This is a genomic window from Pseudomonas putida NBRC 14164 (assembly GCF_000412675.1).
Classification (GTDB): domain Bacteria; phylum Pseudomonadota; class Gammaproteobacteria; order Pseudomonadales; family Pseudomonadaceae; genus Aquipseudomonas; species Aquipseudomonas putida.
Genome location: NC_021505.1, coordinates 3542183 through 3562884, shown reverse-complemented (window position 1 = coordinate 3562884; position 20702 = coordinate 3542183). Strand labels below are relative to the sequence as shown.

Below are 20702 nucleotides of genomic sequence, written 5' to 3'. Positions count from 1 at the left end.
ACAATGACCAAGCGATACGACTACATCATCATCGGTGCGGGCTCGGCCGGCTGCGTGTTGGCCAACCGCCTCAGCGAAGACGCCGGTACTTCGGTACTGGTACTGGAGTTCGGCGGCAGCGACCGCAGCGTGCTGATCCAGATGCCCAGTGCGTTCTCCTTGCCGATGAACACCAAAAAATACAACTGGCGCTACGAGACCGTGGCCGAGCCGCACCTCGACAACCGGCGCCTGCACTGCCCACGGGGCAAGGTGCTGGGCGGTTCGTCGTCGATCAACGGCCTGGTGTACATCCGTGGCCATGCCTGTGACTTCGATGAGTGGGAAAGCCTGGGCGCGAAAAACTGGAGCTACCGCAATTGCCTGCCGTATTTCAAACGGGCCGAGCAATACAAATTCGGTGGTGACGACTACCGGGGCGGGGCGGGGCCGCTGTCGACCAACAACGGCAACAACATGCAAAACCCGCTGTACGGTGCCTGGGTCGAAGCCGGTGCCGAGGCCGGCTACATCAAGACCGACGACTGCAACGGCTACATGCAGGAAGGCTTTGGTGCCATGCACATGACGGTGAAGGATGGCGTGCGCTGGTCCACCGCCAATGCCTACCTGCGCCCGGCCATGAGCCGGCCGAACCTGACCGTGATCACCCATGCCATGACCCGGCGCATCTTGCTGGAGGGCAAGCGGGCGGTGGGCGTGGAGTACGACCAGGGCGGGCAGACGCACAAAGTCATGTGCAACCGCGAGGTGCTGGTGGCGTCTGGCCCGATCGGTTCGCCGCACTTGCTGCAGCGCTCCGGCATCGGCCCGGCTGCGGTGCTGAAGAACGCCGGTATCGAGGTGCGCCACGACCTGCCTGGGGTGGGCGAGAACCTGCAGGACCACTCGGAAATCTACATCCAGTATGCGTGCAAGGAGCCGGTAACCCTCAACGGCAAGATGAACCTGTTGGGCAAGGCCCTCATCGGCTTGCGCTGGTTGCTGTTCAAGGACGGCCTGGGTGCCAGCAACCACTTCGAGGCGGGCGGTTTCATCCGTTCGTCCAAGGGCCTGCGCTGGCCGGACATCCAGTTTCACTTCCTGCCGGCGGCCATGCGCTACGACGGCGACAAGCCGTTCAAAGGGCATGGTTTCATGGTGCTGACCGGACCCAACAAGCCCAAGAGCCGGGGCCATGTGCGGGCGTTGTCGGCCGACCCGTACCAGCACCCGCAAATCCGCTTCAACTACCTGGCGAGCGAAGAGGACCGCGAGGGCTTCCGCCGCTGTGTGCGGCTGACCCGGGAGATCATCGCCCAGCCGGCCATGGACCGCTACCGCGGCGAAGAGCTGGCGCCGGGGCCGCAGGTGCAGACCGACGAAGAGATCGACGCCTTCGTGCGCGCCAACATGGAAAGCACCATGCACCCGTGCGGCTCGTGCCGCATGGGCGAGGATGACATGGCGGTGGTGGACTCTGCGTTGCGTGTACACGGCTTGCAGGGGCTGCGGGTGATTGACTCCTCGGTGTTCCCGAGCGAGCCCAATGGCAACCTCAACGCCCCGACCATCATGCTGGCCGAGCGCGCCGCAGACCTGGTGCGCGGGCGCCAGCCGCTGGCACCGGCTGATGTGCCGGTTGGGCTGGTGGGGGGCTGGGAAGAAGAGCAGCGTAGCCGCAAGCCGGTGCGCGAGATGCCTGTCCGTTAGACTACCGGTTGACGCGGTCAATGTGGGAGCGGCCTTGTGTTGCGAAAGGGCTGCAAGGCCGCTCCCACAGAGGCCGGTCCAGGCCATGAGATTGGACTGAATGCGCTCCATTGGAATGATTTCGATACAGGGGGTGCAAGTACAGCGCTGGCGATGCCTGGGGCAGCACAACGGCCTGATTGACGCAAATAGATGGAGTGACTTCTTTACAGCCGGTACAGCCCTTTTCGCTAGAACCCCTCTAGCCAGCAGGATTTGCGCTTGGCACAGACCTTGCTCCCCACCTTGCACTCGCTCGGCACTGAACGTTGTTCATGCGGTCCCGAGGGTTGAACTTGTGACGTTATAAAAACAATTAAACCAGCAAGGTACATAACAATGACTAACTTGCCGCACGGTCACTGCCCGCCTGACGGTGACGCACACGAACTCAAACGCAACCTGTCCAACCGCCATATCCAGCTGATCGCCATCGGCGGTGCCATCGGCACCGGCCTGTTCATGGGCTCTGGCAAGACCATCAGCCTGGCTGGGCCTTCCATCATCTTTGTCTACATGATCATCGGCTTCATGCTGTTCTTCGTCATGCGCGCAATGGGCGAGCTGTTGCTGTCCAACTTGCACTACAAATCGTTCATCGACTTTGCTGCCGACCTGCTAGGGCCGTGGGCGGGGTTCTTTACCGGCTGGACCTACTGGTTCTGCTGGATTGTCACCGGCATTGCCGATGTGATTGCCATTTCTGCCTATACACAATTCTGGTTCCCGGACATGCCATTGTGGATACCGGCGCTGACCTGTGTCGGGCTGTTGCTGACGCTGAACCTGATGACGGTCAAGATGTTCGGGGAAATGGAGTTCTGGTTCGCCATGATCAAGATCGTGGCCATTTGCGCGCTGGTCTGCACCGGCTTCTACATGGTGGCGGCGGCCTATCAGTCGCCGGCCGGGCATGCCGCAGCGCTCGCCAACCTGTGGAACGACGGCGGGATGTTCCCGCACGGCGCCATGGGCTTTTTCGCGGGCTTTCAGATTGCGGTGTTTGCCTTCGTCGGCATCGAGCTGGTGGGCACCACTGCGGCCGAAACCAAGAATCCGGAGCGCAACCTGCCGCGGGCGATCAACTCGATTCCGGTGCGCATCATCGTTTTCTATGTGCTGGCGCTGATCGCCATCATGGCCGTTACCCCGTGGCGTGAAGTGGTGGCCAACAAGAGCCCCTTCGTCGAATTGTTCGTGCTGGCCGGCCTGCCGGCAGCCGCAGGCATCATCAACTTCGTGGTACTGACCTCGGCCATGTAGTCGGCCAACAGCGGTGTGTTCTCTACCAGCCGCATGCTTTACGGCCTGGCGATGGACGGTGATGCACCTGGCAAGTTCGGCGCTCTGTCCCGCCGTGCCGTGCCCTCCAACGGCCTCATCTTCTCATGTGTGTGCCTGACCGGCGGGGCGCTGGTGATCTACCTGGTGCCGAACATGCTTGATGCTTTCACCCTGATTACCACGGTATCGGCACTGCTGTTCATGTTTGTCTGGTCGATCATCCTGCTGTCGTACCTGGCGTACCGCAAGCAGCGCGACCCTTTGCACCAGGCGTCGAAGTACAAGATGCCGGGCGGCACCGTGATGTGCCGGGTATGCCTGGCGTTCTTCGCCTTCATCCTGGCATTGCTGGCCCTGGAGGCCGACACCCGCATGGCGTTGTACCTGGTACCGGTGTGGTTTGCCGTGCTGGGGCTGGCGTACCGGTCCATCCGCCAGAAGAAACAGGCGACAGCGCAGTTGTCGTTTGACGCTGATTGACCGGCACATTCATGTGTTGCCCGAGGGGATAGCGCGCTGCGCTGTCCCCTTGTTGTCTTTTTGCCAAACAGGGATTTTGGCTGAGGAGCTTAGATGAGAATCCACGTCAACTTTGTCGACCGTGTCGGCATCACCCAGGAAATCCTGTCGCTGCTCGGGGCGCGCAACCTCAACCTGGACGCGGTGGAAATGATTCCGCCCAACGTCTACATCGATGCCCCGACGCTGTCCCCGGTCGTGCTGGATGAACTGTATGCCGCCCTGTTGGGGGTGGACGGTGTGCAGGAGGTGTCGCTGGTCGACTTCCTGCCGGGCCACCGCCGGCGCTTGCAACTGGAGGCTTTGCTGGCCGCCATGAGCGACCCGGTGCTGGCAGTGGACCCCGCTGGCCATGTGCTGCTGGCCAACCCGACGCTGGTCAGCCTGGTGGGCCACGAGCCGGCGGGTGAGCCGTTGAGCAAGCTGTTTGCCGAGCCGAACCTGGCGCAGAACCTGATCGACAAGGGTTTTCGCCTGCCCATGTGCGAGGTGAGCTTTCAGGACCAGTCCCTGCTGCTGGAGGCCACGCCCATCAGCGGCGGCGCCGAAGGCCTGGTGGGCGGCTTGCTGACCCTGTACCCACCCAGCCGGATCGGCGAGCGCCTGGCCTCGCTGCTGCATGACAACGGTGAAGGGCTTGGGGCGTTGCTGGGGGAATCGGCCGCGCTGCAGGCGCTCAAGGCGCGCTTGCACAAAGTGGCGAGCCTGGAGGCGCCGTTGCTGATCCAGGGCGAGACCGGTACGGGCAAGGAGCTGGTGGCCCGTGCCTGCCATGCGCTCAGTGCCCGGCGCGATACGTCATTCCTGGCGCTGAACTGCGCAGCGCTGCCCGAAAGCCTGGCCGAAAGCGAGCTGTTCGGCTACGCCGCCGGCGCCTTTACCGGCGCCCAGCGCGGTGGCAAGCCGGGCCTGTTGGAGCTGGCCGATGGCGGAACGGTGTTTCTCGATGAAGTGGGCGAGATGTCGCCCTACCTGCAGGCCAAGCTGCTGCGCTTTCTCAACGACGGCAGTTTTCGCCGGGTGGGGGGTGGCAACGAGGTGCGGGTGAATGTGCGGGTGGTCTGCGCCACCCACCGTAACCTGGAAAACATGGTGATGGAGGGCAGTTTCCGCGAAGACCTGTACTACCGGCTGAACGTGCTCAACCTGAAGGTGCCGCCCCTGCGGGAGCGCGGCAAGGACATTCTGCTGCTGGCCGAACATTTCCTGCGCCAGGCCTGTGCGCAGATACAGCGCTCACCCTGCCGCCTGGCGTTGGCCACCCATCCGCTGCTGCTGGGCAACCGCTGGTCAGGCAATGTGCGCCAGTTGCAGAACGTGATTTTCCGCGCAGCAGCCATCAGCGAAGGCGAGGTGATCGACTGCGACGACCTGGAACTGGCCGGCACCGCATTGAGCAGCCAGCAGGCCGAGGGGGCGGAAATCGTCAGCCTCGAGGCGGCCGTGCAGGCCTTTGAAAAGGCCTTGCTGGAGAACTTGTACCAGAGCTACCCCTCGACCCGGCAACTGGCCGTGCGGCTGCAGACTTCCCACACGGCCATCGGTCAGCGCCTGCGCAAGTACGGCATCGCCAGCCGGGTCTCGTAGCTGACCCGGTTCGAATGCGCTCCACTGGAGTGATTGCGCTCCGTTTTGCCGTGGAGCCCGTATCCAGTGGCGGGCCCCACACCAGGTGATTGCCGGGCGCTGGCGGTGGAGCGGATACGCTCCGGCGCAGGTACTTCTAAAAGTTCGGATTAATGTTCTAAGGTGCTGATAAATATAGAAAATATCGAGTTGGCATCGCCCTTGCTCTTGTATCTGGCAGTCCCGCACAGGGACCCACCCGATAACAAGAGAGGAACGTCCATGAGCACTCTGCGTTTTACGCCCGAACACGAATGGCTGCGTCTGGAAGCGACCGGCGAGCTGACCGTCGGCATTACCAGCTATGCCCAGCAGGCCCTGGGTGACGTGGTGTTCGTGCAACTGCCGGAGCCTGGTGAGTACGGGGAAGGCAATGAAGTCGCGGTGCTCGAGTCGGTAAAGGCCGCCAGCAACATCACCATGCCGGTAACAGGCACGGTGGTAGCCGTCAACCAGGCACTGGCCGACGACCCTGAGCTGATCAACGCCTCGCCGATGCAGGACGGCTGGTTCTTCCGTATCCAGGCCAGCAACTCTGCTGACCTCGATAGCCTGATGGACCAGGACGGCTACGACCGCTTCCTGGCCGACAACGCCTGAACCGGGGTGGCCGCCATGAACAACCCCTGTATCCCGCTGGGCACGCTTGATGAATTTGTCGCCCGTCACATTGGCCCGCGCGAAGACGACATCGAGGCCATGCTGGCGCTGACCGGCCATGATTCGCTCGATGCGCTGGTCGACAGCGTCATCCCCGCCAGTATAAAAGGCAGCAGTGTGCTCACGCTGACCCCGGGGCAGGGCGAGGCAGAGGCGCTGGCCGCACTCAAGGGGATTGCCGCGAACAACCAGCTGTATAGCAACCACATCGGCCAGGGCTATTACCCTTGCCATACGCCGGCCCCGATCCTGCGCAACCTGCTGGAGAACCCGGCATGGTACACCGCGTACACCCCGTACCAGCCGGAAATTTCCCAAGGCCGCCTGGAAGCACTGCTGAACTTCCAGACCCTGGTCAGCGACCTGACCGGTATGGAAATCGCCAACGCCTCGTTGCTCGATGAAGCCACCGCTGCCGCCGAGGCCATGACCTTCTGCAAGCGCCTGGCGAAGAACAAAGCCCCGGCGTTCTTCGCTTCCCGCGATTGCCACCCGCAAACCCTCGATGTGTTGCTTACCCGTGCGCGGCCACTGGGTATCGAGGTGGTCATCGGTGATGAGGCGGCGCTGGAGGGCCAGCCCCTGGACGGCTATTTCGGCCTGCTGTTGCAGTACCCGGCCAGTACCGGTGCAATTGTCGATCACCGGGCCTTGGTGCAACGCGCCCACGCAGCGGGCGCGCTGGTTTCGGTATCCGCAGACCTGCTGGCCCTGACTTTGCTGGCGCCCCCGGGGGAGTGGGGCGCAGACGTGGTCATCGGCAGCGCCCAGCGCTTTGGTGTGCCACTGGGTTTCGGCGGCCCGCACGCGGCATACTTCGCCACCCGCGATGTGTTCAAGCGCGACATGCCCGGCCGCCTGGTCGGCGTGTCCATCGACCGCTTCGGCAAACCGGCCTTGCGCCTGGCCATGCAGACGCGCGAGCAACATATCCGCCGCGAGAAAGCTACCAGCAACATCTGCACCGCCCAAGTGCTGCTGGCCAACATCGCCAGCATGTATGCGGTTTACCACGGTCCGCAAGGCCTGGCACAGATCGCCCGGCGAGTGCATCGCCTGACGGCGATCCTGGTGCAGGGGTTGCGCCAGCTTGGGCATCATGTCGAACAGGCGCACTTCTTCGACACCGTCAGCGTGGTAACCGCCAGGCCGTTGGCCGATGTGCTGGCGGCGGCCAACGCTGCCCGGCTGAACCTGCGCCTGATCGACGACTTACGGGTTGGCGTCGCGCTGGATGAAACCTGCGAGCAGGGGAGCGTCGAGGCCTTGTGGCAGGTGTTCGCGGGCGCCGGGCAGGCGCTTCCGGACTTCGCCGCTTTGGCTGCCGACGGTGCCGATTGCCTGCCGTCGGTGCTGCTGCGTGACACGCATTACCTGCAGCACCCGGTGTTCAACCGTTACCACTCTGAAACCGAGTTGATGCGCTACCTGCGTCGCCTGGGCGACAAGGACCTGGCCCTGGACCGCAGCATGATCGCCCTGGGCTCGTGCACCATGAAGCTCAACGCTGCCAGCGAGATGACCCCGATCACCTGGCCCGAGTTCGGCGCCCTCCACCCGTTCGCCCCGGCCAGCCAGTCGCTGGGCTACCGCCAACTGACCGATGAGCTGGAGGCCATGCTGTGTGCGGCCACCGGGTATGACGCCATGTCGTTGCAGCCCAACGCCGGGTCCCAGGGCGAGTACGCCGGCCTGCTGGCCATACGCGCCTACCACGCCAGCCGTGGCGAGGCCGGGCGTGATGTGTGCCTGATCCCGTCGTCGGCCCATGGCACCAACCCGGCCACGGCGCAGATGGCCGGCATGCAGGTGGTGGTGGTCAACTGCGATGAGCGCGGCAATGTCGATGTGGCCGACCTGCAGCACAAGGCAGAGCAACACAAGGCCAGGCTGGCGGCCCTGATGATTACCTACCCTTCGACCCACGGTGTGTTCGAAGACGTCATCACGCGAATCTGCGACATCATTCATGCGTGTGGCGGCCAGGTGTACCTGGACGGCGCCAACATGAACGCCATGGTCGGGTTGTGTGCGCCCGGCAAGTTCGGTGGCGATGTGTCGCACCTGAACCTGCACAAGACCTTCTGCATTCCCCACGGCGGTGGTGGCCCTGGGGTCGGCCCGATCGGCGTCAAGGCGCACCTGGCGCCGTTTCTGCCGGGGCACGGCCACCTGCCCAAGCAGCAGGGGGCGGTAAGTGCAGCTCCGTATGGCAGTGCAAGTATCTTGCCGATCACCTGGATGTACATCCGCATGATGGGCGGGGCAGGGCTCAAGCGTGCCTCGCAGCTGGCGATCCTCAGTGCCAACTACATTGCCCGGCGCCTGGAAGAGCACTACCCGGTGCTGTACACCGGCGAGAACGGCCTGGTGGCCCACGAGTGCATTCTTGACCTGCGCCCGCTCAAGGACAGCAGCGGCATTGGCGTGGAGGATGTGGCAAAACGGCTGATCGACTTTGGCTTCCATGCCCCGACCATGTCCTTCCCGGTGGCCGGCACGCTGATGGTCGAGCCGACCGAGAGCGAGTCCAAGGAGGAACTGGACCGCTTCTGCGCCGCGATGATCTGCATCCGCGAAGAAATTCGCGCGGTGGAAAACGGCACCCTGGACGCGCTCGACAACCCGTTGAAGAACGCCCCGCACACTGCCAGCGAACTGGTCGGTGAATGGGCCCACAGCTATAGCCGGGAACTGGCGGTGTACCCGCTTGCCGACCTGCGCGAGAGCAAGTACTGGCCGCCGGTCGGGCGCGTGGACAACGTTTACGGCGACCGCAACCTGGCCTGCGCCTGCCCGCCGCTGTCGAGCTATCAAGACGCCTGACCCTGCTGGCCCGGAGCCGCTCCGGGCCCTATTTGCCCACCAGACAATCAAGGAATCACAGCCATGTTCCATAAAAGCCTGACTCTGTCCGATTTCGACCCTGCGCTGTCCGAGGCCATCCGCCGCGAAGTGCAACGCCAGGAAGACCACATCGAGCTGATCGCTTCGGAAAACTACACCAGCCCGCAGGTGATGCAGGCCCAAGGTACCGAACTGACCAACAAGTACGCCGAAGGCTACCCCGGCAAGCGTTATTACGGCGGCTGCGAGCATGTCGACGTGGTCGAGCAGTTGGCCATCGACCGTGCAAAACAACTGTTCGGGGCGGGTTATGCCAACGTCCAGCCGCATTCCGGCTCCCAGGCCAACGCTGCGGTCTACCTGGCCTTGCTGCAAGCCGGCGACACCCTGTTGGGCATGAGCCTGGCGCATGGCGGCCACCTGACCCACGGTGCCAAGGTGTCGTCCTCGGGCAAGCTGTACAACGCGGTGCAATATGGCATCGACGCCAACGGCCTGATCGACTACGACGAAGTCGAGCGCCTGGCCGTCGAGCACCAGCCGAAGATGATCGTGGCGGGCTTCTCGGCCTATTCGAAAACCCTCGACTTCCCGCGCTTTCGGCAGATCGCCGACAAGGTCGGGGCCTACCTGTTCGTCGACATGGCCCACGTCGCCGGGCTGGTAGCGGCGGGGTTGTACCCCAACCCGCTGCCGTATGCCGATGTGGTCACCACCACCACCCACAAGACCCTGCGCGGTCCACGTGGTGGCCTGATTCTGGCCAAGGCGGACCCGGAGCTTGAGAAAAAGCTCAATTCGGCGGTGTTCCCGGGCGGGCAGGGCGGGCCGCTGATGCACGTGATCGCGGCCAAGGCGGTGTGCTTCAAGGAGGCTTTGGAGCCTGGCTTCAAGGACTACCAGCGCCAGGTCATCAGCAACGCCCAGGCCATGGCACAGGTGTTCATGCAGCGGGGCTTCGACGTGGTTTCAGGCGGCACCGACAACCATCTGTTCCTGGTCAGCCTGATCCGCCAGGGCATTACCGGCAAGGACGCCGATGCTGCCCTGGGGCGTGCGCACATCACGGTGAACAAGAACGCCGTGCCCAACGACCCGCAGTCGCCGTTCGTGACCTCGGGCCTGCGCATTGGCACCCCGGCGGTGACGACCCGTGGCTTCAAGGAAGCGCAGTGCCGTGCCCTGGCAAGCTGGATCTGCGACATTCTCGACCACCTCGGTGATGCTGACGTCGAAGCCCATGTGGCGGGCCAGGTCTCTGAGTTGTGCAAGCTGTTCCCGGTATATCCGGCCTCGTAAATGGGGCCGCTCTGCGGCCCTTCGCGGGCTTGCCCGCTCCCACAGGAGTTGCGCTATACCTGAGTCCAGTGCCGCACCTGTGGGAGCGGGCAAGCCCGCGAAGGGCTGCAAAGCAGCCCCGCTGTGATGCTGTCGGTCAATATCAGCCCAGAGCCAGGAGCCAGCCGTGCCAACCGAACAACTGCAACACACACCACCGCGACCGCAGCCTGTGCAGGCCGGGGTGAAACTGCGCGGCGCCGAAAAGGTGGCGCGTATCCCGGTTAAAATCCTGCCCACCGAGGATGTGCCTCGCAAGCCCGACTGGATTCGCGTGGCCATCCCTACCACACCCGAGGTAGCGCGGGTAAAGGCCCTGCTGCGCAAGCACAAGCTGCACAGCGTGTGCGAGGAAGCCGCCTGCCCGAACCTGGGGGAGTGCTTCTCTGGCGGCACGGCGACGTTCATGATCATGGGCGACATCTGCACCCGGCGGTGCCCGTTCTGCGACGTCGGCCATGGTCGGCCCAGGCCGCTGGACGTCGACGAGCCGAAGAACCTGGCCATCGCCATCGCCGACCTGGGCCTGAAGTACGTGGTGATCACTTCGGTGGACCGGGACGACCTGCGCGATGGCGGCGCCGGGCATTTTGCCGATTGCCTGCGCGAGATCCGCAGGCTGTCGCCGGGCATTCAGCTGGAAACCCTGGTGCCCGATTACCGCGGGCGCATGGAGGTGGCCCTGGCCATCACCGGGAAAGAACCGCCAGACGTGTTCAACCACAACCTCGAAACCGTGCCGCGCCTGTACAAGGCGGCCCGGCCGGGCTCGGATTTCGAGTGGTCGCTGGACCTGCTGGAGCGCTTCAAGCACCAGGTACCGAAGGTGCCGACCAAGTCCGGGCTGATGCTCGGCCTGGGCGAAACCGATGAAGAAGTGATCGAAGTGATGCAGCGCATGCGCGAGCATCAGGTCGACATGCTGACGTTGGGGCAGTACTTGCAGCCTTCACGCAGCCACCTGCCGGTGCAGCGCTTCGTGCACCCGGACACCTTTGCCTGGTTTGCCGAGCAGGGCTTGGCAATGGGGTTCAGAAACGTGGCGTCCGGGCCATTGGTGCGTTCGTCCTACCATGCTGACCAGCAGGTGCAGTTAGCGGAACGCGTCGTTGCCGGTTGAGCGTTGTGCCCTGATCGCGCTTTGAAAAAGGCAGGGAGTTCAAAGTTGGCATGAAAATCTCATGTACAGCGCTTGGCATACGATTTTCGTAACCTTGCGTTCACCCTCCATGGACAAAAACAACAGGGGGCTTACATGAGTTGTCTGATTTGCGCAGGGCAGGCGCAATCCGTTGAATGCACCCATGGATGGGAAGAGCGGCATTGCTCCCAGTGTGGATGTTACCGAATGTCACAAGCGCTCATCCTGGTGATGATGGAAGAGGGGCAGATTTTCGATACGGCGCGCATGCGGGAATGGCTGGCGGCTCGGCGTGTGCTGGTGCCCGTTCCTTCCATCGACCATACCCAGGCGATATTGGCGCGTTGAACGGACGTTGCGGCGGGCATGGTGTACCTGGCCTGGTGGACTGCGGCATCATAACGTGCCCGGCCATCAACGCACCCAGGAGACCACGATGATCAACACTGGCGATCTACTGCCCGACGTTACGCTGTACGAGTACAACAATGACGAGGGCGCCTGCGCGATCGGCCCCAATGCCTTTTCCGTTCACGAGCGCTGCAAGCAGAAAAAAGTGGTTGTGTTCGGTTTGCCCGGCGCGTTCACGCCTACCTGCTCCGAACGCCACGTCCCGGGTTATGTCGCTGAGGCACAAGCGTTGTTCGCCGAGGGCGTTGACGAGATTCTCTGTGTGTCCGTGAACGATGCCTTTGTCATGAATGCCTGGGGCAACAGCCTGCAGGTGGGCGAAGCGGTGAGGATGATCGGCGATGGTAACGGCGAATTCAGCGACGCACTGGGCCTGAGCCAGGACCTGTCGGCGCGTGGGTTGGGTCGCCGTTCGCTGCGTTACGCCATGGTGGTCGACAACCTGGTTGTCAAACACATCGCTGTCGAAGCGCCTGGCAAGTTCGAGGTCAGTGATGCGGCGAGCATGCTGGCCACGTTGCGTCACGTTTAGCCGCCAGGCCTTTCAGTCAGGGCCTGTCAGGGTCGCCAAAGCCTATTTCAAACCGACCCGATAACAACAAGGGAAAAGACGGTTGAAACTGCATCAACTCAAGGCGCTGGTCGCCATCCACAACGCAGGCAGCATCCTTGAAGCTTCCAAGCTCATGCACATTACCCAGCCTGCGCTGAGCCGTTCGATCAAGGACCTGGAACGGGAGGTCGGCTTCAGCCTGTTGCAGCGCTCGCACAAAGGCATGGCCCTTACCGAGGAAGGCAAGCGTGTCATTCGCCACGCCAACCTCGTGGTGGAGAGCATTCGTCGCCTGCAGATCGAAGCGGCGAGCATTCAGGATGCCGCGCTGGGCGCTGTGTCGATCGGGGTCACATCGCTGACGGCGATGCTCGATGGTGTCGATGAGAGCATCCTGGCGTTCCGGCGCAAGTACCCGCGAGTGAAGATCACCATCACCGACTTGCGCCCCAGCCAGATCCTGCAACGCCTGCGCGACGGCAGCCTGGACTTTGCCATTACCTCGCAGCAACCGCTGAGCCGGCTGAGCCTGGACTGGGAGGCGCTGGGCAGTATCAAGGGCAGGGTGATTTGCCACGCGTCCAACGCACAAAAGTTTTCCAAGTCGCTGCGCACCTTGCAGTACGGCCACTGGATCAGCCTGGACGAGCTGTCCGACCAGGCTTCGCAGTTTCACCAGCTGTTTGAGGTGAACGGCCTTCAGGTGCCGCAGAACACCATTGAGTGCACCTCTGTGATGATGGCGCTCAAGCTGCTGAAGAACACCGAATCGTTGATGACCATCAGCGAGCTGGCGGTGGACCGGGGGTTTACCTTTGGCGTGGATTGCGAGTACGTGGCCATGGCCGTGCAGGAACTGATTCCGGACTACCCCATCAACCTGGTCTGTATCGACCGCCACAGCCTTACGGCGCCTGCCCAGGAGCTGTTCCACAGCTTGCGCGGGCAGGTACTCAGGCAAACACGCCCAGTGGCGTCAGAAGTGGTAGTACATGCCTAGCGACACGTTGCCAGGGTTGTCGCCAACCTGATCCACCGGGGTGCCTGCGTAGGTGACGGACGACGCACGCTGGTTGGCAATCAGGCCGAGCCGTCCGTAGACGGCCCAGCGTGGGTTGATGAAATGGTCATAGCCGATCATTACCCCTGCTGCGTCCTTGTCGCGGGCGGTGACCTCGCGTTGCATCACGGCCAGGCGCAGCACATCCCGCTCGCCGACTGGCGCCATCACCCCGAAGGTGTACAGCGTGGTACTGGGCGTGCCGGCCTGGTCTACGTCCTGGCGTTGCCAGGTCAGGCTGGTGGCCAGTGGGCCGAAATCGTAGAACGCCGACAGGCTTTTGTAGTAGTTGGCGGCCTGACGTGAAGTGCCAGCGTCGTCCCAGGGGTCGCTGTAATACAGGTTGTAGGAGGCCAGCAGCATCACCCGGCTGTTGCGGTATTGCAGCCTGGCGCCGCCGCCACGCACGGTGCGCCCCTGGCTGGCGGCATCGTCGAAGCCGAAGCTTAGCGCGGTGCCGATGCTGAAGCCGTTCAGGTTCGGGCTGGTGTAGGCCAGGGTGTGCTTGGGGCGCAGGTCCAGGTAAAAAGCGCCCTTGCCGGCGGCCGGCAGGGCCAGGTAGGTGTAGGGTGAGCCGTAGGTGGCCAGGAACGGGTCGGCGTAGGTGGGCGTGCCCATGCTGTAGGTCTTGCCGAACTCAAGCTTGCCCAGGGTGCGCGAGCGCAGGGCGACCGTTGCCAGGCGCAGGGTACCAATGGTGTCCCAGGTGCCCTCCAGGGCTTTGCCATTCACGTTGAAGCCTTCCTCGACGTCGAGTTCCAGCACGGTGTCGGGGTTCAGCCCCTTGCGGGCATACAGCCCGACCTTGTTGGTCCAGGCGCCACCGCCGGCCAGGCGAAAGCCCGAGTGGTGCTGCGAGTCGTGATAGCTGGCGAACGCATCCACGGTGCCGTAGACCTTGAGCTTGTCATCGAAACCGTAATCCACCCCGTAATAACCAAACCCCGGCGCAATCCGGCCGAGCGTCGGAAAGCCCTCGGCCTGTGCCTGCGCGGCAAGGCATGCCCCTTGGATCATCAACAGCAACGACGTAGTGCGAGTGTTCATTCACGACTCCAGGCCAGCACAGTGATGTGGTGGCTGTAGCGTCGATGAACAGCACGTTGCAGCGTGATTGCTTATTCGGCCATGTCATGCCGTTTGGTTAATCAAGGCCCTGCGGGGCGTTACGGTTGGCGAGAAGGTCTGCGCTAGACAGGCTTGGAGCACGCGCGAGGCCGCGCTTGCTGCCCGCTTGAGTGAGCACTAACGGGGCAGCGCGCAGAGGCAAGGTAATCTGTGCGCCAGTTCAGGGCAAATTGGTCAGCGACCGGTCCGGTCAATTAACCAATGGTTAGCCACATGCCTAAACTGCAAGTGTGTTGGGTGCCCGATTGGCCGATATTCGCTGCACGCCGCGAATTGCCATCGGAGATAACAATGACTAGACCGCTACCCGCACCGCCCCTCATGCAGACGGGCGCGCATTCAGCCGCGCAGGCATCTTCCTCACGTAAAACCTTGATTGCCTGCTCGCTGGGCAATGCACTGGAAATGTACGACTTCACGATCTACAGCTTTTTTGCTGTGCTGATCGGCAAGCATTTCTTCCCCTCCGAGTCGGCGATGGCTTCGTTGCTGATGTCGCTGGCCACCTTCGGTGTCGGTTTCCTGATGCGCCCGGTGGGGGCGATGGTCATCGGTCGCTATGCCGACCGGCGCGGGCGCAAGGCGGCATTGAGCCTGACCATCGGGCTGATGACCTTGGGTACTGCGCTGATCGCATTTGCGCCCACCTATTCGCAGATCGGCATTTTCGCGACCCTGTTGCTGGTGGCTGGCCGGCTCATCCAGGGCATGTCGGCCGGCGGGGAGGTGGGTACTGCCTCGGTGTTCCTGATGGAGTCCAGTGCGGTTGGCAACCGTTGCCAGAACGTCAGCTGGCAGGCCGCCAGCCAGGGATACGCCGCATTGCTGGGGGCCGGCTTTGGCTTTGCCCTCAGCCAGTTGCTCGACCCCGCGGCCCTGGAAAGCTGGGGGTGGCGGGTACCGTTCATGTTCGGCCTGCTGATCGGCCCGGTCGGTTGGTACATTCGCACGCGTTTGCCAGAAACCCATGAGGCCGCCCCGGCGCACAAGGCCGACCAGGTGCTGGACGCCGAGCTGCTCAAACGTATCGCCCAGGGTATCGGCCTGATGGCCAGCTCGACCATCGGCATGTACCTGTTCGTGTTCTACATGCCCACTTACCTGACCACGGCCTTGCATTACCCGGCCGGCAGCGCTATGGCGATTGCCTGTATCAGCAGCGGCTGCATGGCGGTCATCTGCCCGTTGGCGGGCAAGTTTGCCGACAAGTACCAGCTGCGCAAGCGCCTGCTGGGGTGGACGGTTGCCATGCCGGTGGTGCTGACCCTGCCGGTGTTCTACCTGCTTGGGCAGGTGCAGCATATGGGCCTGGCCATGATGTGCGTGGCGGTCCTGATCCTGCCTACCTGCATCGGTGCCGGTGCGTTCTTTGCGCTGATGATGGAGGGCTTCCCGAAAGCGCGGCGCTCGTTTGGCACTTCGGTCAGCTACAGCCTGGGCGTGACGATTTTCGGTGGGTTCTCGCCGCTGGTGGCGACCTGGCTGATTGCTGCGCTCGGCACCCCGATGGCGCCGGCCTACTTCCTGTTGGCCGGCGGCGTTGTCAGCCTGGCCTGCCTCAAATACTTCCCCGAAAACAAAGGATGCGAGTGACATGGGCACTTTGAACATGACTACTTTCCCGAGCAACCAAACTCAGGCCCCGGTGGCTGAACTGGATGAGTTCGTCGTGATTCGCCGGCAGATTCATGCCGCGCCGGAGCTTGGCGGCGACACCCCGGACACGGCGGCGTTGTTGGCCGACAAGCTGCAGGCCTGGGGTTATGAAGTGCATCGCAACGTAGGCGGGCATGGGGTGGTCGGCGTATTGAAAGCAGGGGACAGCCCACGCAGCATCGGCCTGCGGGCAGACATGGACGCATTGCCCATGAGCGAGAAAAACCCCTTCGCGCATGCCAGCAAGATCCCCGGCCGCATGCATGCCTGTGGCCATGACGGGCATACCGCGATCCTGCTGGCAGCCGCTGCGCAACTGGCAGCCACGCGCAGCTTCAACGGCACGTTGAACGTGATCTTCCAGCCGGACGAAGAGGGCCTGGCCGGGGCCAAGGCGATGATCGACGACGGCCTGTTCGAGCGCTTCCCGTGTGACTCGGTGTATGCGCTGCACAACATGCCCGGCATGCCGGTGGGCACCTGTGTGGTGCAGGCCGGCCCGACCATGGCGTCCTCCGAGCGGGTCAGCATTCGTATCACCGGCAAAGGCGGGCACGGGGCGATGCCGGAACTGTCGGTAGACCCGGTGATGGCGTTGAACAGCCTGATCAGTGGCATCCAGACCATCAAGTCGCGCAACCTGAGCGTCGAGGACTATGCCGTTATCAGCATCGGCATGATCCAGGCCGGTACCGTCTACAACATCATTCCTGACGAGGCGAGCATGCTACTGAGCGTGCGCACAGACACGGCCGAGACCCAGCAGAAGATCAACAGCCGCATCGACGCACTGGCCAGGGGGCACGCCGAAAGCTTTGGCGTGGAGATCGAGGTGCAAATCACCCAACTGGCGCCAGCGTTGTGCAACAGCGATCACGAAAGCGCGTTGCTGCGGGAAAGCCTGCGGCCGTTGTTCGCCGATGGGGCGATGCTGGACAAGATGCCCAGGAAAGTCATGGGCACCGAAGACTTCGCCTACATGCTGCAGGCACGGCCAGGCTGTTACTTCATGCTGGGCAACGGTACGGGCGAGTTCCATGGTTGCTCGGTGCACAACCCTCATTACGACTTCAACGACGCGTTGGTGAAGATAGGCGCCGATTGTTGGGTGAAGTGGGTGCAGGACTACCTGCGTTGACGCCTGTGCATGGCAGGCCGGCAGCTTTGGCCCCTTGGCCCCGGGGCCATTGACTCTCCCTCCAGGGGCAGGCTTTACCCTGAAGGCTTCATGTTCAGGGTGAAGTGACGTTCAGGCAAGGTCCGGAACTGACAAACCATGGGGCATGAAATGGCCGCCTCTCGACAGGTGTCCGCTTCACGCCCTGATGAGACTAGCCACTGCTGGCGATGTCGACTCAGATCCAGACGTCATTCAGCGCTGTTCGCTCCCCGCCTTCATGACCGGTGTTCAACACGCCTTGCGGCTCAATCATCATAAGTGTTGTTTCCGTCTCTGCCGCTGTTCTGTGCTCTACACCACGTGGTACGACATACAGTTCGCCCGGCTTCACATGAACGCAGCCCTCGGGGAGATCGATGCGCAAGAGGCCTTCGAGCACTAGAAAAGCTTCATCAGTTTCCGGGTGTGAATGCCAAATGAATTCACCTTCGATGCGTACCACCTTGAACTGGTAGTCGTTCATTTCGGCGACAACCCTTGGGCTCCATTGCTGCTCGATCAGAGAAGCTTTTTGAGTCAGGTTCACAGGTTGTGATGCCAATTGCTGCTGCTTGCTGGACATAGCTGATCCTCTCTTGATTGGAGTGACCAGCCTATCGAACGGAACGCGCACTGTTCTTGTACGATCCTGCAACTCAGCGGACCGTGCGTAAGCGTTCCAGCCAACGCCGCCAGCAATGAAAGGCAACGGTTCTCCCCCGAGAACGTTCTGTATCAGCGACGGGTCGATGTAGGCCATCCGGTAGCGAAAACCCACATCCGTGCCCGCCATGCCGTCATGCACTTCGTCGGGATGCAGCACAAGTGTGTTGCCTGGCACGCCGTGGCACAACGCTCCCTTGTAGTGAAAGCTCTGAACGCCGGCAAGGGTGCGGCCTATCGAATAGGTATCGTGACGATGCGGGTCGTAGCCATGGCCGCCAAACCACGCTTCGATGCGCTCCACACTACCAGGTGTAGTGCTGCGTATGACCCAGTCAGAGGTGGCTGACGGGATTGCTTTTCGCTCCATGGATATGCTCACCGCGAGTGCGCCATCTTGAACGGGAATAGTCCATGCTATTTCAGGATTCCGCGAGCACCCAATCCATTTCCGCTCAATGGCCGCTTTGGGGCGGATAGCGACGGTCGAGGTATGACCGTCGCATTACGACCCCAAGCAGACATTTAGATGCCTGGGCCGATACAAGGCCCACCGGGTGGTCGACGTATTTGGTCGCGCGGCAGACGGCCTGGCTGGCCGCAGGTCTGCCTATGAGTTCAATGACACAGCGATATCAAATACCGACAAAAGTAGATAGGCCAATGTAAGGGGAGCATAGAGCCGGCGAGACTGTGCAAAAAAAGCGGCCAGGGACACTGCAATCATGACCAGATCCAATACTGCCCATAGCTGAAATGGTGAGACGTTGAAGAACAAGACATTGATCACGCTACCTAATCCGAGGTACGTACAAGTTGCCAATAAAGCGTAGCGCCCATCCTGCTCAAAGTAGACCTTGAGGCCATTAAGTTCGTCCTCGCTGCGACTTGGAAGGATCAACGCCGCTGCGCTGAACAGCGCGAGGGTCAGACTGACCAGAAGCAGGAACTCGCCGAATGTAAATTCCTTCTTGATGGTGGAGAGGTCATTGAGGGCCCACCAGAATTGCAGCTGAAACAGAAAAAGCGTGAAAGCCCACACAACAGCCACCCAGTCTGGCCGGGCCGTGCGGCGGATACGAAAAACGGTGATGAGGCCCAACAGAATCCTGGTTATGGACAAACCCAGCACCATCGAAAGCACAGTCACCAGAACTGTGAAGTTGGCCACGAAAGCCTCCTCGAATGCACGCTAGCGCTCGCAAAACGTAACGTTGGTGGCGATTCTCGCTCGCGCAGCGTCCCCAGGCTCTCGGGTGAAGAATCAAGTGCTGCCAACCTGTCCCCCTGGATGGTTTTGCGGGGTTCTCCGTCTTAACGTCGGAGATTCATGGAAGTTCGAAATTCGCGCATATCAGTGCCAGGCCTGAACCGATTTCATCCTCCGTATTCGCCTACTTGACCTCCGCCAGAAGGTTGTTGCGCGTTTGCAGCTCGACCGTGTTCTGAATCTCCCTGGCCAACGTCTTCACGTCATGCTGTTCGATTTCCTTGGGCATCACCTCGAACCCAATGGAGTTATACAGCCGACCCCAGGCTGCCTGGGCATCTGAGTAGGCGGCTTCGCGCTGGTAACGCGACAGCAGCAGGCGGCCCTCGGCGCGGATCAGCTCCAGTTCGCTGCCCAGCGCTGCGCTGCGCGATGACTGTGCGTAGTGGAGCAGGCTCTGGTCCACGCGCAGGCTTTCGTCGGCAAATTCCACCTCTTGGCGCGCCAACTGATAGCGGAGTACGCCGACGCGGACTTGGGTGAGAATCGCCATCGACAACGCGGTGCGGCGCATGTCGTCGGTCTGTTCCTGGCTTTTTTCCGCCGAGACGATGTCCGGGTACTGCAACAGGCGCAACAGGTTCATCGAGACATTGATGCCTGTCTGGTTCCAGTCGCTGTTGTACAGGTACTTGTTGGAATCGTACTCGTAGCCGAAGTTGAAGCTCACGTTCGGCCATAGCTGTGCCTTGGCGATCTTCAGGTCGTTCATGCTCACACGCTTGCGGTACCACTCTTCCATGATTTCCGGGCGACGCTCCAGCGACAGCCGCTCCAGCTGCTCTACGTTGTTTTTTAGCAGCGGCAGTGGCGGCTCGGCGGTGTCGGCCAGCACCATGCGGGTATTGGGTGGCAACGACATCAGCGCGGCCAGTTCGGCGCGGGCAAACTCCAGGTCCTGGCGGCGCACGGTGAGCATGTACACCGAATCGAGCAGCGCGCGCTGATAGGCGAGGATGTCCTGGCGCGGCAGCAGGCCTTTGCCTTCGGCTTCGCGAGCCGAGGTCAGGGCGCGGTGGGTGCGCATCAACAGGCCGTCCACCTCAGGCAGCAGGCGCTGGGCGCCGAGGGCCCGCCAGTAGGCGTTGCGCACGTCCTGCAGCACGTTTTGAGCGACTTTCTCGCGGCGCTCTTCTGCCATCAGGATCTGGTCGTTTTTCTGTTGCGTGCGGAAGTAGGCGACCCCAAAGTCCAGCAGACTCCATGACAACCCAAGGCTGTACAGGGTGCGATAACGCTCTTCGGAGGTGGAAGGGCGCAAGCTGACCTGGCGGTCCTCGATGCCTATCGAGGTGCCGCCGGAGTCGTTGTTACGCCCGGCATAGCCGGCAGATGCCACCAGGCGCGGCAACATCTCGTGGCTGGATACATCGCGCAAGTCAGACGCCAGCGCACTTTCGAGCAGCTTCAGACGGTAGTCGAGGTTGTACTTCAACGCGCGCGCCGAGGCTTCGTAAAAGGTGATCGGGCCGCTGATCGGCTCTTGTTCCCTGTACATGCGCGACTGGTCTTCGATCACCCGCTGCCGCATTTCGTCTTCGGTGAAGGGCTTGGGTTCGAAGGCCGAGCAGGCGCTGAGCAGGACGCTGACGGCCGTGAAGGTGCTGAGCGTTTTAAAGGTCGATACTGACATAGGCAGTCCTTGGTCCATCCGTG

The 20702-nt window shown here is 62.2% G+C and carries 15 protein-coding genes and 1 pseudogene; 12 read left to right on the top strand and 4 right to left on the bottom strand.

The annotated features are described in order from the left end of the window. Window positions 1-3 precede the first annotated feature (3 nt). The 10 genes and pseudogenes from betA (at window position 4) to PP4_RS15725 (ending at window position 13110) form a co-directional block, all read left to right on the top strand. Window positions 4-1692, top strand: a complete 1689-nt coding sequence (betA, locus tag PP4_RS15765) for a choline dehydrogenase (protein WP_016500195.1) — start codon at window positions 4-6, stop codon at window positions 1690-1692. Between the two features lie 378 nt (window positions 1693-2070). Then, window positions 2071-3495: pseudogene (gene cycA, locus PP4_RS15760) on the top strand (D-serine/D-alanine/glycine transporter). 93 nt (window positions 3496-3588) lie between these two features. Continuing rightward, complete coding sequence (locus PP4_RS15755; protein WP_016500192.1) at window positions 3589-5121, top strand: sigma-54-dependent transcriptional regulator; 1533 nt, start codon at window positions 3589-3591, stop codon at window positions 5119-5121. Between the two features lie 261 nt (window positions 5122-5382). Then, the gene (gene gcvH, locus PP4_RS15750; protein ID WP_016500191.1) at window positions 5383-5760 is read left to right on the top strand and encodes a glycine cleavage system protein GcvH; all 378 of its coding nucleotides are present in this window, start codon (window positions 5383-5385) and stop codon (window positions 5758-5760) included. Window positions 5761-5775: 15 nt separating this feature from the next. Next, window positions 5776-8646 carry an aminomethyl-transferring glycine dehydrogenase gene (gene gcvP / locus PP4_RS15745; RefSeq protein ID WP_016500190.1) on the top strand — a complete coding sequence of 957 codons (2871 nt, stop codon included), beginning with the start codon at window positions 5776-5778 and terminating at the stop codon, window positions 8644-8646. A 63-nt stretch (window positions 8647-8709) separates the two neighbouring features. After that, entirely contained in the window at window positions 8710-9966 is a 1257-nt protein-coding gene (gene glyA / locus PP4_RS15740; RefSeq protein WP_016500189.1) for a serine hydroxymethyltransferase, read from the top strand. Between the two features lie 166 nt (window positions 9967-10132). Beyond that, complete coding sequence (lipA, locus tag PP4_RS15735; RefSeq protein WP_016500188.1) at window positions 10133-11125, top strand: lipoyl synthase; 993 nt, start codon at window positions 10133-10135, stop codon at window positions 11123-11125. A gap of 228 nt (window positions 11126-11353) precedes the next feature. Then, window positions 11354-11494, top strand: a complete 141-nt coding sequence (locus PP4_RS29380) for a hypothetical protein (RefSeq protein WP_016486219.1) — start codon at window positions 11354-11356, stop codon at window positions 11492-11494. A gap of 88 nt (window positions 11495-11582) precedes the next feature. After that, complete coding sequence (locus PP4_RS15730) at window positions 11583-12089, top strand: peroxiredoxin (RefSeq protein WP_016500187.1); 507 nt, start codon at window positions 11583-11585, stop codon at window positions 12087-12089. Window positions 12090-12171: 82 nt separating this feature from the next. Then, on the top strand, window positions 12172-13110 hold the full coding sequence (locus PP4_RS15725; protein WP_016500186.1) for a LysR family transcriptional regulator: 939 nt from the start codon (window positions 12172-12174) through the stop codon (window positions 13108-13110). Here PP4_RS15725 and PP4_RS15720 read toward each other — a convergent pair. Then, window positions 13087-14217: a porin gene (locus PP4_RS15720; RefSeq protein WP_016500185.1), complete on the bottom strand. Its 1131-nt coding sequence runs from the start codon at window positions 14215-14217 to the stop codon at window positions 13087-13089. The two genes, PP4_RS15725 and PP4_RS15720, sit on opposite strands and share 24 nt — an antisense overlap. A 372-nt stretch (window positions 14218-14589) precedes the next feature. Between PP4_RS15720 and PP4_RS15715 the strand changes: the two genes are divergently transcribed. Together PP4_RS15715 and PP4_RS15710 are read left to right on the top strand one after the other, a co-directional pair. Beyond that, window positions 14590-15891, top strand: a complete 1302-nt coding sequence (locus PP4_RS15715; RefSeq protein WP_041167767.1) for an MFS transporter — start codon at window positions 14590-14592, stop codon at window positions 15889-15891. 16 nt (window positions 15892-15907) lie between these two features. Continuing rightward, window positions 15908-17092 (top strand): M20 aminoacylase family protein, encoded by a 1185-nt coding sequence (locus PP4_RS15710; protein WP_041168069.1) that lies wholly within the window; start codon window positions 15908-15910, stop codon window positions 17090-17092. Window positions 17093-17309: 217 nt separating this feature from the next. Here PP4_RS15710 and PP4_RS29575 read toward each other — a convergent pair whose 3' ends face one another. The 3 genes from PP4_RS29575 to PP4_RS15695 form a co-directional block, all read right to left on the bottom strand. Then, a complete protein-coding gene (locus tag PP4_RS29575; RefSeq protein ID WP_016500182.1) occupies window positions 17310-18146 on the bottom strand; it encodes an AraC family ligand binding domain-containing protein in 837 nt (278 codons plus the stop codon). Between the two features lie 240 nt (window positions 18147-18386). Continuing rightward, window positions 18387-18947 (bottom strand): hypothetical protein, encoded by a 561-nt coding sequence (locus PP4_RS15700; protein ID WP_016500181.1) that lies wholly within the window; start codon window positions 18945-18947, stop codon window positions 18387-18389. 223 nt (window positions 18948-19170) lie between these two features. Further along, the gene (locus PP4_RS15695) at window positions 19171-20679 is read right to left on the bottom strand and encodes a TolC family protein (protein WP_016500180.1); all 1509 of its coding nucleotides are present in this window, start codon (window positions 20677-20679) and stop codon (window positions 19171-19173) included. Window positions 20680-20702: the final 23 nt, after the last annotated feature.

Bases quoted from the DNA above. Each gene is read 5' to 3' on its own strand.
- PP4_RS15730 (WP_016500187.1), top strand. From the start codon at position 11,583: ATGATCAACACTGGCGATCTACTGCCCGACGTTACGCTGTACGAGTAC.
- PP4_RS15710 (WP_041168069.1), top strand. From the start codon at position 15,908: ATGACTACTTTCCCGAGCAACCAAACTCAGGCCCCGGTGGCTGAACTG.
- PP4_RS29380 (WP_016486219.1), top strand. From the start codon at position 11,354: ATGTCACAAGCGCTCATCCTGGTGATGATGGAAGAGGGGCAGATTTTC.
- betA (WP_016500195.1), top strand. From the start codon at position 4: ATGACCAAGCGATACGACTACATCATCATCGGTGCGGGCTCGGCCGGC.
- gcvP (WP_016500190.1), top strand. From the start codon at position 5,776: ATGAACAACCCCTGTATCCCGCTGGGCACGCTTGATGAATTTGTCGCC.
- glyA (WP_016500189.1), top strand. From the start codon at position 8,710: ATGTTCCATAAAAGCCTGACTCTGTCCGATTTCGACCCTGCGCTGTCC.
- PP4_RS15695 (WP_016500180.1), bottom strand. From the start codon at position 20,679: ATGTCAGTATCGACCTTTAAAACGCTCAGCACCTTCACGGCCGTCAGC.
- PP4_RS15715 (WP_041167767.1), top strand. From the start codon at position 14,590: ATGACTAGACCGCTACCCGCACCGCCCCTCATGCAGACGGGCGCGCAT.
- PP4_RS29575 (WP_016500182.1), bottom strand. From the start codon at position 18,146: ATGGAGCGAAAAGCAATCCCGTCAGCCACCTCTGACTGGGTCATACGC.
- PP4_RS15720 (WP_016500185.1), bottom strand. From the start codon at position 14,217: ATGAACACTCGCACTACGTCGTTGCTGTTGATGATCCAAGGGGCATGC.
- gcvH (WP_016500191.1), top strand. From the start codon at position 5,383: ATGAGCACTCTGCGTTTTACGCCCGAACACGAATGGCTGCGTCTGGAA.
- PP4_RS15755 (WP_016500192.1), top strand. From the start codon at position 3,589: ATGAGAATCCACGTCAACTTTGTCGACCGTGTCGGCATCACCCAGGAA.